This is a genomic window from Georgenia sp. Z2081 (assembly GCF_055326445.1).
Window position 1 is genome coordinate 219,721 of the sequence record NZ_JBUZNK010000001.1, and the last position, 13,970, is coordinate 233,690.

At 72.3% G+C, this 13,970-nt stretch carries 14 protein-coding genes; 3 read left to right on the forward strand and 11 right to left on the reverse strand.

The genetic code is table 11. From position 1 onward, the window contains the following. Positions 1-4: 4 nt before the first annotated feature. Positions 5-1,012 carry an aldo/keto reductase family protein gene (locus ACZLKG_RS01090; protein WP_463647620.1) on the reverse strand — a complete coding sequence of 336 codons (1,008 nt, stop codon included), beginning with the start codon at positions 1,010-1,012 and terminating at the stop codon, positions 5-7. 59 nt (positions 1,013-1,071) lie between these two features. Between ACZLKG_RS01090 and ACZLKG_RS01095 the strand changes: the two genes are divergently transcribed. Then, entirely contained in the window at positions 1,072-1,767 is a 696-nt protein-coding gene (locus tag ACZLKG_RS01095) for an SRPBCC family protein (RefSeq protein ID WP_463647621.1), read from the forward strand. Positions 1,768-1,821: 54 nt separating this feature from the next. On the opposite strand, the gene ACZLKG_RS01100 is transcribed toward ACZLKG_RS01095, so the two are convergent. From ACZLKG_RS01100 to ACZLKG_RS01125, 6 genes are all read right to left on the reverse strand, one after another. Then, the gene (locus tag ACZLKG_RS01100) at positions 1,822-2,340 is read right to left on the reverse strand and encodes a ferritin (protein WP_463647622.1); all 519 of its coding nucleotides are present in this window, start codon (positions 2,338-2,340) and stop codon (positions 1,822-1,824) included. Positions 2,341-2,401: 61 nt separating this feature from the next. Next, positions 2,402-2,938 carry a DUF6328 family protein gene (locus ACZLKG_RS01105; RefSeq protein ID WP_463647623.1) on the reverse strand — a complete coding sequence of 179 codons (537 nt, stop codon included), beginning with the start codon at positions 2,936-2,938 and terminating at the stop codon, positions 2,402-2,404. Positions 2,939-2,999: 61 nt separating this feature from the next. Continuing rightward, a complete protein-coding gene (locus ACZLKG_RS01110; RefSeq protein WP_463647624.1) occupies positions 3,000-3,902 on the reverse strand; it encodes an HAD-IIA family hydrolase in 903 nt (300 codons plus the stop codon). 103 nt (positions 3,903-4,005) lie between these two features. Continuing rightward, entirely contained in the window at positions 4,006-4,410 is a 405-nt protein-coding gene (locus ACZLKG_RS01115; RefSeq protein ID WP_463647625.1) for a thiol-disulfide oxidoreductase DCC family protein, read from the reverse strand. A gap of 123 nt (positions 4,411-4,533) precedes the next feature. Further along, complete coding sequence (locus tag ACZLKG_RS01120) at positions 4,534-5,322, reverse strand: cyclase family protein (protein ID WP_463647626.1); 789 nt, start codon at positions 5,320-5,322, stop codon at positions 4,534-4,536. A gap of 103 nt (positions 5,323-5,425) precedes the next feature. After that, positions 5,426-5,824, reverse strand: a complete 399-nt coding sequence (locus ACZLKG_RS01125; protein ID WP_425707343.1) for a RidA family protein — start codon at positions 5,822-5,824, stop codon at positions 5,426-5,428. 289 nt (positions 5,825-6,113) lie between these two features. Between ACZLKG_RS01125 and ACZLKG_RS01130 the strand changes: the two genes are divergently transcribed. Next, positions 6,114-7,772 (forward strand): thiamine pyrophosphate-binding protein, encoded by a 1,659-nt coding sequence (locus ACZLKG_RS01130; RefSeq protein WP_463648067.1) that lies wholly within the window; start codon positions 6,114-6,116, stop codon positions 7,770-7,772. 39 nt (positions 7,773-7,811) lie between these two features. Next, positions 7,812-8,615, forward strand: coding sequence for a sulfite exporter TauE/SafE family protein (locus ACZLKG_RS01135; RefSeq protein WP_425707345.1), 804 nt, complete (start codon positions 7,812-7,814; stop codon positions 8,613-8,615). 170 nt (positions 8,616-8,785) lie between these two features. Here ACZLKG_RS01135 and ACZLKG_RS01140 read toward each other — a convergent pair whose 3' ends face one another. The 4 genes from ACZLKG_RS01140 to ACZLKG_RS01155 all read right to left on the reverse strand — a co-directional run bounded on the left by ACZLKG_RS01140 (position 8,786) and on the right by ACZLKG_RS01155 (position 13,950). Then, on the reverse strand, positions 8,786-10,618 hold the full coding sequence (locus tag ACZLKG_RS01140; RefSeq protein WP_425707346.1) for a BCCT family transporter: 1,833 nt from the start codon (positions 10,616-10,618) through the stop codon (positions 8,786-8,788). 231 nt (positions 10,619-10,849) lie between these two features. After that, a complete protein-coding gene (locus tag ACZLKG_RS01145; RefSeq protein WP_463647627.1) occupies positions 10,850-11,695 on the reverse strand; it encodes an IclR family transcriptional regulator domain-containing protein in 846 nt (281 codons plus the stop codon). A 111-nt stretch (positions 11,696-11,806) separates the two neighbouring features. Beyond that, on the reverse strand, positions 11,807-12,760 hold the full coding sequence (locus tag ACZLKG_RS01150) for an ABC transporter substrate-binding protein (RefSeq protein ID WP_463647628.1): 954 nt from the start codon (positions 12,758-12,760) through the stop codon (positions 11,807-11,809). Beyond that, a complete protein-coding gene (locus tag ACZLKG_RS01155) occupies positions 12,757-13,950 on the reverse strand; it encodes an FAD-dependent monooxygenase (RefSeq protein ID WP_463647629.1) in 1,194 nt (397 codons plus the stop codon). Before ACZLKG_RS01155 ends, ACZLKG_RS01150 begins: the two co-directional genes overlap by 4 nt. Between the last annotated feature and the right edge of the window lie 20 nt (positions 13,951-13,970).

The window sequence follows — 13,970 nt, forward strand, 5'->3', positions numbered from 1 at the left end:
CCGCTCAGCTGGGTCGCCGAGCCGGCATCCGCTCCGCCGTGCGTCCCGGGTCACGCTCGACGACGTCGCCGAGCGCCTCGTCGATGCGTGCCATGAGCGCGGGCTCGAGCCGCACGCCGGACGCCTCGACGTTCTCGGTGACCTGCTCGGGCCGGGAGGCGCCGACGATCGCGGCGGCCACGTTCTCGTTCTGCAGGACCCAGGCCAGCGCCAGCTGGGACATCGTCAGACCGACCTCGTCGGCGATCGGGCGCAGCTCCTGCACGCGGCCGAGCAGCTCGGGCGTCATCCACCGCGAGATGGCGTTCCTCGTCGACGCGTGCGCCGCGCGGGAGCCCGCCGGCGCGTCGGCGTCGGGCAGGTACTTGCCCGACAGGACGCCCTGGGCCATCGGGCTCCACACGATCTGCGAGACGCCGAGCTCCGCAGACGTGGGAACGACCTCGCCCTCGATGACCCGCCAGAGCATCGAGTACTCGGGCTGCGAGGAGATGAGCTGGAAGCCGAGCTGGTGGGCCAGCGAGACGCCGTCGCGGATCTGCTCGGCCGTCCACTCGCTGACACCGATGTAGAGAGCCTTGCCCTGCCGCACGACGTCGGCGAACGCCTGCATCGTCTCCTCGAGCGGCGTCTCCACGTCGAAGCGGTGCGCCTGGTAGAGGTCGACGTGGTCGGTGCGCAGGCGCCGCAGCGAGGCGTCGATCGACTCCATGATGTGCTTGCGGGACAGCCCGGAGTCGTTGGGCCCCTTGGGGCCGGTGGCGTTGTAGACCTTGGTGAAGATCTCCAGCGACTCGCGCCGCTCCCCGGCCAGGGCGTCGCCCAGGACCGACTCCGCCGCGGTGTTCGCGTAGCTGTCGGAGGTGTCGAAGCTCGTGATGCCTGCGTCCAGCGCGGCGCGGACGCAGGCGGTGGCCACGTCGTTCTCGACCTGCGAGCCGTGGGTGAGCCAGTTGCCGTAGGTGATCTCGGAGATCTTCAGGCCGGATCGGCCGAGGTAGCGGTGCTCCATGGGTCGAGCGTATGCGGCTGCGCAAGCGCAGGACGCGCGTTCGTCGCTAGCGTGAGGTCATGTCCCACGACGCCGAGGGCGAGGGCCCCGCGAGCGGCCACGGTCAGCACGCGCACGACGACGAGCACGCCCACGCCGACGGTCACGGTCACGCGGGTCACGCGCACGGCGCCCCGCTCGCGCCCGACGACCCCCGGCTGCTCCGGGTCCAGCAGCGCCTGGACGAGGCGCGCGCCGCCGTGCGGCCCTCGGGCCTGCCGGCGCCGCGTGCCACGGGCACGGTCACCCCGGGTACGACGCCGGGCCGGGTCCACGTCGTCATCACCCGCCGGCTCCCGGTCCCGCAGTCCGTGGCCTGGTACAACCTGGCGACCAGCGCCGGCCTGGCCCGCTGGTTCGGACCCTTCGACGGCGACCCCCGTTCCGGCCGCGTCGACGTCACGATGCTCGCCGAGGAGGGCCACCCGACGATGCCGATCGACGTCGTCGAGTGCCGGGCGCCCGAGCGGCTCGTCGTGCGGTCGGTGGGCGAGGGGGCCTGGGACCTCGCCGTCGACCTGCAGCCCGACGTCGAGGCGTGCTTCGCCACGCTCACCCACCTGGACGTGGACCCGGCGATCGTCGGCGACGTCGGACCGGGCTGGGAGTTCTACATGGACCGGCTGCTCGCCGCGGAGAGCGGCGGGGACCCCACGGCCGTCGACTTCTCCGAGTACCACCCGGCGATGGCGGAGCACTTCACCGAGCAGCTCTGACGTCCGCGCCGAGTCCGATCGTCCCGGCAGGCCCGATGAGCCGGGCGTGCGCCGTCAGTCCGCGTTCTCCGTGCCGCCGCCCCGGCGACGGCTCAGCTCGTCGTCGAGACGCAGCAGTCCGGGCCCGTCGTCGCCGACGAGCTCGATCCGGGCGAGGATCTCGCCCACGGTCGACTCCTCCTCGATCTGCTCGTCCACGAACCAGTTGAGAAGCGGACGGGCATCGATGTCGCCCTCGGCGTCGGCGGCGCGGTACAGGTTGCGTATCGACTCGGAAACGATCTGCTCGTGCTCGAGCGCGGCCGCGAACGCCTCGGCGGGAGAGAGGCCCGTCTTTACCGCCGGCGCATCGACGGCCCCGATCGACGGGCTGTTACCTCGGTCGATCACGTGGTCGATGAACTTGTTGGCGTGGACGATCTCTTCGTCCGCCTGGTGCCTCAGCCAGAGTGCCATGCCCGGCAGGTCCTGGACGTCCATCTCGATCGCGAGCTGGCGGTAGGCCTGGGACGAGGCGAACTCGAGCGTGATCTGGTCGTTGAAGGCGGACAGCAGCGACTCGGAGATCATCATGGTGTCGAACCTATGACCGTGGGGCCGTCGGCTACAAGAGGGCGACCGTGCCGGTCGGGGCTCAGGTGCCTGCGCGCGCGGAGCGGCGCGGGTTCGGCCCTGCGAGCCGGTGCGTCATGACGACGAACGCCGCTGCGGCCACGAGCACGGTCGTTCCCACCGCGACCGCGGGGATCGTGCCCAGGACAAGATCGAAGATGAGCACGGCGGTCCCGGCGAGCATGAGCACCACGCCTGCGAGCACCACGCGCAGGATCGTGTGCCCCAGCGCCACGGTCTGCTCCTTCATCCGACGACGGAAGAGCGTGCGATGGAGCGCGACGGGCGCCAGCCCCAGCGCGGTGGTGGTCACGCCGAGGAGCACCAGGGACAGGTAGACGGCGCGCTGGAAGTCCGTGAGGTCGGCGATGCGGTCCTGGAACGCCGCTGCCAGGAGGAAGCCCGTCATGATCTGGGTGCCCATCTGGGACACGCGGATCTCCTGCAGGAGCTCGGCCCAGTTGCGGTCGAAGCGCTCCGGCGCCGTCTCGTGCCGACCCGGGTTGCTCGCGTCGCCTGCTTCGCCGTCGAGCGCGCCTCCGGTCGGGACCTCGCTCACGTGTCCTCCTGGGTCTCCGGCAGGGGCGGCCGGAGCGACCGTACGACCGGCGGCGCTCGCCTCAGTCGGCGGTCTGCTCGTCGGCGGTGCGGTTCCTGCGCAGGCGGTCGGTGAGCGAGGCCGGGCGCGGGGCCGACTCGGCCGCCATGCGGGCGTGCTCCTTGACCAGGGGGACCACGTCGGCGATCGAGTCGAGCACCCGGGTCGCCTGGTAGGGGAAGCGGTCGACCATGTGCGGCTTCGTCGAACCGGTGAGGACGAGGATCGTGCGCATGCCCGCCTCGAGGCCCGACTTCACGTCGGTGTCCATGCGGTCGCCGACCATCACCGAGGTCTCGGAGTGGGCGTCGAGCCGGTTGAGCGCGCTGCGCATCATCAGGGCGTTCGGCTTGCCGACGAAGTACGGCACCTGGCCGGTGGCGGCGGTGATGAGGGCGGCGACGGAGCCGGTGGCCGGCAGGGTGCCCGACGGCGAGGGGCCGGACACGTCCGGGTTCGTCGCGATGAAGCGGGCACCGCTCTCGATGAGTCGGATGCCGCGCGTGATGGCGGAGAAGGAGTAGGTGCGGGTCTCGCCGAGGACCACGTAGTCCGGGTCGCGCTCGGTGATCGTGTACCCGGCCTCGTGCAGGGCGGTGGTCAGGCCGGCCTCGCCGATGACGTAGGCGCTGCCGCCGGGGCGCTGGGTGCGCAGGAACTCGGCGGTGGCCAGGGCGGAGGTCCAGATGGACTCCTCCGGGATGTCGATGCCGGAGGCGAGGAGCCGGGCGCGCAGGTCGCGCGGCGTGTAGATCGAGTTGTTGGTGAGGACCGCGAAGGGCAGGTCGGCACTCTTCAGTGCGTCGATGAAGTCGACAGCGCCGGGCAGGGCGCTCTCCTCGTGAACGAGAACGCCGTCCATGTCGGTGAGCCAGCTGTCGACGGGCTTGAGCTCGTCGAACGAGGGCAGGTGGGGCGTGTTCATGGCTCCAGTGTCCCGGGTCCTGCCGTCCGGGGTAAGGACCCAGGGCACCATGGGGCCGTGAACCGGGTCACCGGGACGGCGGTCGGTAAATTCGCCGGGTCGATCACGTTTCGTACGTGCGTCGAGCGGGTGACCCGTGCGTCGCGGAGGGCAGCGCGCACGCGGCCGAGCCGCCCGGCAGCGCGAAGCGGTTTCGGGCGACGACGCCGTACGCGCGGGCGGCGAGCGGGCGAAGCGGACGTGCGTCGAGCAGGGCGCCCGCGACGCGCAGCCAGGCGGGACCGGTCCTCAGTGCGGCGGCGATCCCGCGAGCGCCGTAGCGCACCTCGCCGCCCGGCAGCACGAACGGGATCTCGCGGGTCGCCCGGTCGGCGTCCACGCCGAGCTCGGCGAGCCGTCCCGGGGTGATGGGTTCGATCGAGCAACCCATCTCGCGCCGGCCGAGCCAGCCGGCCGCCCGCGTGCAGGCCCCGCAGTCGGGGTCGTAGAGCAGGTGCCCGGCGGTCATGGCTCCACCGTAGTCCCGGGGGTGTCCGGGTCACCGGGCCGCCGACCCCTGGGCGCGGGCGGCCCAGGGGTCGGCCCAGGGTCCCCCGGCTCCACGAGCGGCTGCGGCTCCCCGGGGCGTCGGTCAGTGCTCGACGAGGGCGAGCGCCCGCGTCGGGGACCCGGAACCGCCCACGATCTTCAGCGGCGAGGTGAGGACGACGGCGCCGGTCACCGGGAGCCGGTCGAGGTTGCGGAGCTGGGAGAGCCCGTACTTCCCGTTGCCCAGGAAGAAGTGGTGGCACGGGAACAGCGGGTCGAAGGCCCCGGCCGCTCCCGCGTCCGTGCCGACGGTCTCGACCCCGAGCCCCTGGAGCTCGGTGTCCTCGGCCACCCACCGGGCCGCCTCGACGGACAGCCCCGGCGAGGTGGGGCCGTCGGCCGTGCGGTTGATCATCTCCTCCTGGGTGGTGCGCGAGGACCAGCCGGAGCGCACGAGCAGCCAGCCACCGCGGGGCAGGCCGCCGATCTGCTCGGCGAACGCCTCGACCCGCTCGCGCTCGACGATGTAGCCGGGCTCGTCCGCGACCTCGGCGGTGACGTCGAGGACGACCGCCGGGGCCACGAGCGCGCCGACGGGCACGGAGGCGATGTCCTGCCCGTCCCTGCCGCTCGCCCAGTGGTTCGGGGCGTCGAAGTGCGTGCCCGTGTGCTCGCCCGTGCGGAAGTTGTTCCAGTACCAGGCGGGCCCGCGGTCGTCGTACCGGCTGATCTCCTCGAGCTCGAAGCGCGCCGTCTGCCCGAACTGCTCGGGCAGCTCGAGGATCGGCGTCGTGTCGGCCAGCGGCGCGGTGAGGTCGACGATCTCCACCGCGCCGGAGGTCAGCGCCTCGGTGAGCGCGGTCAGGACGGAGGGACGGGACGGTGCAGTCATGTGTCGAGCTCCTTGACGGTCGGTCGGGCGGGTGGTGGGTCTGGGAGAGCTGCGGGTCCCCGGGCGACGGTGCCGTCGGGTGCCGTGGCCGCGACGACGGACGTCACGGCACGACAGCGGTGGCCTCGATCTCGATGAGCATGCCCGGGACGGCCAGCCCCGTCACCCCCACGATCGACTGGGCCGGATGCTCGGTGGAGCCCTGGACCTCCTCGACGGCCTCGGTGATCGTGGCGAACTCCGTGGGCCGGGTCGTGTAGACCGTTCGCCGGACGACGTGCTCGAAGCCGCCACCGACGGAGGCGAGGGCGATCTCGAGGTTGCGCATCGCGGCCACCGTCTGCTCGCGCAGGTCGTCGCCGCCGAGGATCGAGAAGTCGGGCGCCAGGGCGCCCTGACCGGCCACGTGGACGGTGCGGCCGGCGGGCGCGACGGTCACGTGGCTGAAGCCGGGGGTGGGATGGAGCTCGGTCGGACTGACGAGCTCGCGCTGCTCGGACATGGGACGCCTCCGGGGGGTGAGGTGAGTCCGCCCCGCAGACGCGGGCACGGCACTGTGCGGCACACGTCACCATAGAGGTGGACGGGGCCCGTGGCTCCCTCGTCTCAGCGGCCGGGTCCTCCGGCCGCAGCCCAGGACACCGAGCCACCTCGACGACGAGAGGCGGCACGCGATGGACGTTCCCGGTTCACCGGACGCACCGACCGTGACGGACCCGGCCGCAGCTGCGCGCCACGACCCCCCGCTGCCCGACGCGGGGCCCGACGGCAAGCTTCGGGCAGGCGCCACTGTGGCCGACCTCGTCGGCTGGGCACTCGCGCGGCTGGGCGCCGGGCACTGCTTCGGCGTCGTCGGGTCGGGCAACTTCCGGGTGACCAACGCGCTGCGCGCCCACGGGGTGCCGTTCACCGCCACCCGCCACGAGGGCGGCGCGGCGGTGATGGCCGACGCCTACGCCCGCATGTCCGGCACGGTCTCGCTCGTCTCCGTGCACCAGGGGTGCGGGCTGACCAACGCGGTGACCGGCATCGTCGAGGCGGCGAAGTCCCGCACACCGATGATCGTCCTGGCCGCCGAGACCGCGCCGGCCGCCGTGCGGTCGAACTTCGCCATGGACCAGCCCGCTCTCGCCCGCTCGGGCGGCGCCGTGGCCGAGCGCGTCCACTCCGCCGCGAGCGCGCTGACCGACGTCGTCCGCGCCTTCCGCACCGCCCGCAACCAGCGCCGCACCGTCGTGCTCAACCTTCCCCTCGACGTGCAGGCCGTGCCCGCCCCACCTCTCGACCCCGCGGCGCTCGACCTCGCCGCGCCGCAGGCCGTCCGCCCGAGCCAGGACGCCGTCGAGCGGCTGTCGGACCTCCTGGCGGCCGCCGAGCGGCCCGTGCTCGTCGCCGGACGCGGTGCGCGCGCCGCCGGCCCCGAGCTGCGGCGGCTCGCCGACCGGGCCGGTGCCCTCGTGGCGACGTCCGCCGTCGCGAAGGGCCTGTTCGAGGGCGACCCGTACGACCTGGGGATCTCCGGCGGCTTCTCCTCCCCGACGACGGCGGAGCTGATCGCCGGCGCCGACCTCGTGGTCGGCGTGGGCTGCACCCTCAACATGTGGACGATGCGGCACGGGCGGCTGATCTCCGAGGGGACCACGGTGGTCCAGGTCGACCTCGAGGACGAGGCTCTGGGCGCCAACCGTCCGGTCGACCTCGGCGTGCTCGGCGACAGCGCCGAGACGGCGACGGCCGTGACCGCCGAGCTCGAGCGCCGCGGGATCACCCGGACCGGCTACCGCACCGACGAGGTCCGCGCCCGGATCGCGTTCGGCTCGCGCTGGACCGACGTGCCCTTCGAGGACGCCTCGAGCGGCGACCGGATCGACCCGCGCACGCTGACCCGCGCCCTCGACGACCTGCTGCCGGCCGAGCGGGTCGTGGCGATCGACTCCGGGAACTTCATGGGCTACCCGAGCCAGTACCTCGCCGTGCCCGACGAGAACGGCTTCTGCTTCACCCAGGCCTTCCAGTCGATCGGCCTCGGCCTCGGCACCGCGATCGGCGCCGCGCTCGCCCGGCCCGATCGACTCCCGGTCCTCGGCACCGGGGACGGAGGGCTCCTCATGGCGGTCGCCGAGCTGGAGACCGCCGTGCGGCTGCGGATCCCGCTCGTCGTCGTGGTCTACGACGACGCCGCCTACGGCGCCGAGGTCCACCACTTCGGCGTCGGCGCGGACGGCCGGTCGACCGGGGCCGACCTGTCGACGGTGACCTTCCCCGACGTCGACGTCGCGGCGATCGCCCGCGGCTTCGGGGCCGAGGGCGTCGTCGTGCGGGGCGAGGCGGACCTCGAGGCGGTGCGCGAGTGGGTGGCCGGTGAGCGCGACCGGCCGATCGTGATCGACGCGAAGATCGTGTCCGACGGCGGGGCCTGGTGGCTGCAGGAGGCCTTCCGTGGGCACTGACGCGGCTACGGTGTCGGTCGACGACGACCCGGAGGATCGATGGAGCTGACCGAGCTGGCGCTGCTCGCCGTGGTGGCGGTGGCGGCCGGAGCCGTCAACGGCGCCGTGGGCTCGGGCTCCCTCATCACCCTGCCCGCCCTGCTCTCGCTCGGTTTCTCGCCGGCGTCGGCCCTCGTGACGAACACGATCGGGATCCTGTTCTCGGCGGTCGGCGGGACCCTGCGCTACCGGGAGGACCTCGCCGCCGAGGGCACGGCCCTACGGTCGCTCATGGTGATGTCGGGCCTGGGCGCGGCCGTCGGGGCCTCGGCCCTGCTCGTCTCCCCGCCCGGAGCGCTGCAGGTCGTCGTCCCGTTCCTCATCGTGCTGGCGATCCTGCTCGTGGTGCTGCAGCCGATGATCGTGCGCGCGCTGGCCCGACGGCGCGAGCGGCGCGCCGCCGTGGGCGAGACCCGGCCGGGGGCCGACCGCGGGCCGTACGGCTCACGGGGTCTGCAGGCCTCGATGTTCGGCGCGTCGATCTACGGGGGCTACTTCACGGCCGCCCAGGGCATCCTCTACATGGGGGTCCTCGGGTCGTTCACCGGGCGTCCGCTCGGCGAGGTCAACGGGCCGAAGAACCTGCTGAGCGCGATCGTCAACCTCGTCGCGGCGGTGTTCTACACGGTCGCGTTCTTCCTCGGGCACGCCGACGTCGTGTGGGTGGCGTCGGCGGCGATCGGGCTCGGCGCGGTCGTCGGCGGGTATCTCGGCGCGGACATCGCCAAGCGGCTGCCGTCCGTGGTGCTGCGCGGGGTCATCGTCGTCGTCGCCCTGTTCGCGCTCGTGCGCGAGCTCACCTGAGTCACATCGTCCGGGACCGGAGGAGGGGGCCGCACCCGGCACAGGCACGGCTCCCGGCGGCCGGGTGCGGCCCGCAGGGGGCGCCCGGCCTGCCCGCTCGTGCGCGGCACCGGCACGTCCCGCCCGAGGAGGCCGACCACCTCGGGCGGGACGTCCCGGGTCGCAGGGCGCTACGAGTCGTCGTCCTTGTTCCGTCGGGCGCGCTCCGCGCGGTTCTCCGAGCGGCTGAACAGCCCGCGGCTGCGGGAGAGCCGGTAGTCGATCCGGGTGTCGACGTACTGCTCGACCTCCGGGTACCGCTCGAGGGACGAGGCCGTCATCTCGCCGGCGACCTTCATCCGCTGGAGGAGCTCCTCCCGCTCGAGGATCATGGAGTCGATCCGCAGGGCGCGGATGTTCGCCCACGCCATGAGCAGCAGGACGACGCTGAACGGCAGGGCCGTGATCAGGGACCCGGCCTGTACCGCGTTCAGTCCGCCGGCGACCAGCAGCGCCGCTGCGATGACGCCCTCGAGGACGGCCCACAGCACCCTCGACCACACCGGCGGGTTCGGGTGCCCGCCGGACGAGAGCATGTCGACGACGAGAGAGCCGGAGTCGGACGACGTGATGAAGAAGATGGCGATGAGGATGATGCCGGCGATCGAGAAGATCTCCCCGAGCGGCAGGTCGCCCAGGACCTGGAAGAGTGCCGCCTCGACGTTGACGTCGCCGTCCTCCACGAGATCGCCCTCCCCGAAGAACTGTCGGAACAGCCCCGTGCCGCCGAGGACCGAGAACCAGAGGAAGCCGACGACTGTCGGGACGAGCAGCACACCGGCGATGAACTGACGGACGGTGCGGCCGCGGGAGATGCGGGCGATGAACACACCGACGAACGGCGACCACGCGATCCACCAGCCCCAGTAGAACAGCGTCCAGTCGCCGAACCACGTGGACGCGCCCTCCCCGCGGTAGTAGGCGCCGACGTCGAACGTCATGCCGACGACACCCGCGAGGTAGGCCCCCAGCGACTCGACGAAGTTCTGCAGGAGGAAGACGGTCGGACCGAGCAGCAGCAGGCTGATGAGGAGGATGCCGGCGAGCGAGAGGTTGACGTTGGACAGGATCTTGATGCCTGCGCCGAGCCCACTGACCACCGAGATCGTGGCCAGCAGCGTGATGCCGATGATGAGGCCGACCAGCAGGACGTTGTCGACCTCGTCGACGATACCGATCTCCGCCATGCCGGCGGAGATCTGGCCGACGCCGAGCCCGAGCGAGGTGGCGACGCCTGCGATGGTGCCCACGACCGCGAGGACGTCGATGACATCGCCGACCCAGCCCTTGACGCGCTCACCGAGGATCGGTTCGAGCGCCCAGCGGATCGAGACCGGCCGCCCGCGACGGTGGATCGCGTAGGCCAGGGCGAGTCCGATGACCGCGTATACCGACCACGGGTGCAGCCCCCAGTGCAGGAACGTCTGGGCCATCGCCAGGGCGGACATCTCCGCCTCGTTGCCGCCCCAGGACGGCTTCGGCTCCGTCGTGGCGAACGTCAACGGCTCACCGACGCCGTAGAAGACGAGCCCGATGCCCATGCCGGCGGCGAAGAGCATCGCGAACCAGGACAGGACACCGAACTCCGGTTCCTCGCCGTCGCGGCCGAGCGTGATGCGACCGTACTTCGAGAGTCCGATACCGATGGCGACGACCACGAACGCGCCGACGACGAACATGTAGTACCAGTCGAGGTTGGAGTTGATCCATCCCTGAGCGCCCAGGAACATGTCGTCCGTGAAGTCGGGGAAGGCGATCGCGACGACGCACACGGCCAGGATGATGCTCAGCGCGGGCCAGAACACCCGTGGGGCGATGAGGCCCTTGCCGAGACGCACGCCGTGAGCACGCAGCTTGTCGGCGATCTGCGCGTCGGAGTCGGAGTCCTCGATCTGGAAGTTGCGGGGGAGACGCATCGTCTCCGGGAGATCGGCGGGGAGACCGGGGACCTTGACCTGCGTCATGGGTCGGGAGCGCGACTCGCCGGTCGACGTCGCATCTTCGGGCCCGGTGGACGGTGGCGGAGCCGACCCGCCCTCCGAGGTGGTCGGCCCATGCTCGTTCGTGGTCACGTCTGCTCCGTTCGTTACCGGCGATGAGGATTCACCAGGTTGTCCACTTAATCCCGCTTGTGCAAGTACGACCCCAGCGAGGGGGCGCCCCGCGGGTGGTCGGATCGCTCGGCGGGTCAGGGTTCAGAGCGCCCGGCCCAGCCGCGCGGCCTCCTCCTGCAGCACGGGCAGGTGCCGGGTGCGAAGCTCCTCGACGGTCGCGCGCGAGGCGAACACGGCCACGCTCATGGCTGCGCGGGTGGCACCGGTGGAGTCGACGACCGGCACCGACATCGTTCGCATGCCGGCCTCGAGCTCTTCGTCCGTGATCGCGTAACCGTCACGTCGTGCCTCCGAGACTCGTTCCCGGACCTGTTCGGGCGTGCGGAGCGTGCGCGGCGTGGTGGGGTGCGGAGACCACCGGGAGAGCAGGTCGTCGGTGACGGAGTCCGGCTCCGCCGCGAGCAGGACCCGTCCCGAGGCCGAGGCGAGGACGGGGAGGCGGGCGCCGAGGCGCACTCCGGCCGAGACGATCCGGCGGACCTCTGCTCGCGCGACGAACACGACGTAGGTGTCGTCCCGCAGGGCGACGGACACCGACTCCTCCAGCTCGTCGCGCGCGCGATCGACGCACGGTGTGGCCAGCGACGCCAGGGGCGAGGTCTCGATGTAGGACGACCCGAGCCGGACGATCCGCGGGGTCGGCCGGTAGAACTTTCCGTCGAAGGAGACGTATCCGGACTCCTCGAGGGTGATGAGGCAGCGTCTGGCGCTCGCGGGGCTCAGCTGAGCCCCGCGAGCGGCCTCGGCCACCGTCAGTCGCGGCAGGTCCGGGCCGAAGAGCTCCAGGATCGCCAGCCCCTTCGCGAGCCCGCCCATCGTCTCCCGCCGCGGCGCCGCGGCCCGGCTTCCGGCGGCGGGAGCGTGCGGCGTCGGGAGGACCGGGGCGGACGGCGCGGTGCCGCCGTCGTCCGGACTCGTCTGGGGCATGCCTCATGGTCCCGTCGCTGGTCGTGAAGGGGCAACCGGGGCTCGGACCACCACCGACGGCGGGGTTGCGAAGCCGGCAGCGGGATAGTGCGGAACCGGCGGCGGTCGGTGTCAGGGCGTGTACATCAGCGCGTCGACATCGAGCTCCTCGTCCAGGAGTCCGTACTCGAGCATGAGGTCGCGCAGCACGTCGAAGTCGGTGAGGTCCGACGTTGGTGTCAGGGCCGGGGGAGACAGCTCGGAGGCCAGCTGGGGGTCGATCTCCGTGTACCCGGGTATGGCCTCGGCGATGACGCCGGGGTCGTCCTCCGCCTCGGCCATCGCCTGGTCCATGACGGCGATGAAGGAGTCGACGACATCGGCGTTCTCGGCGAGGTACTCCTCGGTCGTCAGCCAGCCGGCGACCGGCAGATTCTCGGTCGGCCCCTCGAACGCGGAGGCGACCTCGCGATGACCGGCCTGAACGCCGCGCGTGAGGAACGGTTCGACGAGCCAGGCGGCGTCGACGTGCCCCTGCTCGAGGGCGGCGCCCATGTCGGGCGGCGGCATCTCGACGAACTCCACGGTCGCAAGGTCCACGCCGTGCGACTCCAGCACGGCACGCGACGTGAGCTCCTGGATGTTGCCCAGGCTGTTGATGGCCACCGAGGCCCCGGACAGGTCTGCCGGATCCTCGATGGGGGAGTCCGCCGGTACGTAGATGCCCTGCGGGCCGGACCGGTTGTTCTCCCGGACGATCCGCAGCGGCAGACCCTCCTGGGCGCCCTGGAGCACCGAGACGAAGTTCGAGTAGGTGATGTGGACGTCGCCGGACATCATCGCTGCGATCTGAGCCGCTCCCGCCGACGACGAGACGAACTCGACGTCGAGGCCCGCCTCCTCGAAGAGCCCCGTGTCCAGCGCGTGATGGAAGGGGGCCAGGTCGGCGAGCGGCATCGTGCCGACGACGATCGATGGAGCGCTCTCCTCGTCGGTGCTCGCCTCCTCCTCCCCGGAGCCGCAGGCGGTGAGGACGAGGACGGCGGCGGTGCCGGCGACGGCGGCGCGCAGGCGGGTGGTGGTCATGTGGTGCTCCCCTGGGTGGATGGGTGGCTCGTGGCCACGAGATCTGCCACGACGTCGACGTCGTAGAGCCAGCGACGGAACTCCTTGGACTCCTCGAGCTCGGCATCGCGCCGGTCGAGGTCGGAGAACTGCGAGTCGTACCGGCGGCCGGAGCGCCGCGACCCGGCCTGGACGGACGACGTGCGGCCGAGGCGGATGTCCGAGTAGCGCTGCAGCGCGGCCGGCGCGGACTCCGCGTCCGCTCCAGCGAGCAGCTCGGCGAGGACCGCAGCGTCCTCGATCGCCTGGTTCGCTCCCTGCCCGACGTGCGGCAGCATCGGGTGCGCGGCGTCGCCGAGGAGGGTCACGTGCCCCGTGGTCCAGCGCGCGAGCGGCTCGCGGTCGTACATGCCCCACCGGTTCGTCGAGTCGATCTGGGCCAGGAGGCGCGTGGTGCGCTCGTCCCAGCCGGAGAACTCGGCGACCAGCTGGCGCGGATCGCCCGGCGCGGACCAGGACTCGCGCATCTCGTCGTCGGCGGGGACGAAACCCACCACGTTGATGAGGTCGCCGCCGCGCACGGGGAAGACGAGGAGGTGCCGCCCGCCGCCCATCCAGACCTCGAACGCGTCGGCCGGCCAGTCCGGTACGCGGCTCCGTGGGACCAGGCCGCGGTACGCCACCTGACCGGAGAACTGCGGCGCGGAGGGTGCGGTGACCGCCTCGCGCACCCGGGAATGGATGCCGTCGGCGCCGACGACGACGTCGGCTCGGTGCACCCGGCCGTCCGTGAGCCGGATCTCCGCGCCGTGCTCGAGCGTGACGACGTCGGCGACCGTGTGCCCCGTGCGGAGACTGTCCGAGGGGAGCGGGGCGAGCAACGCGTCGAGGAGGTCGGCGCGATGGACGCCCGCCACCGGGTAGGCGCCGTCGCTCGAGCCGACGACGACGGACGTGACGGGTGAACCGTCCTCGCGCCGGTACGTCGATCCGGGCCCGAACGGCACGACGACCTCTCGTACGGCAGGCCCGACACCGATCCGGTCGAGCTGGCGCAGCCCGTTCGGTGCCAGCTGGACGCCCGCCCCGATCTCCCCGATCGCCGGCGCCTGCTCGAGCACGTCGACCGCGATCCCTTTCGCGCGCAGAGCGTTGGCGGCAGCCAGGCCGCCGATCCCCGCGCCGACGACCGCCACGCTGAGGTCCGTCACGGCGCACCACTCCTCTCGAT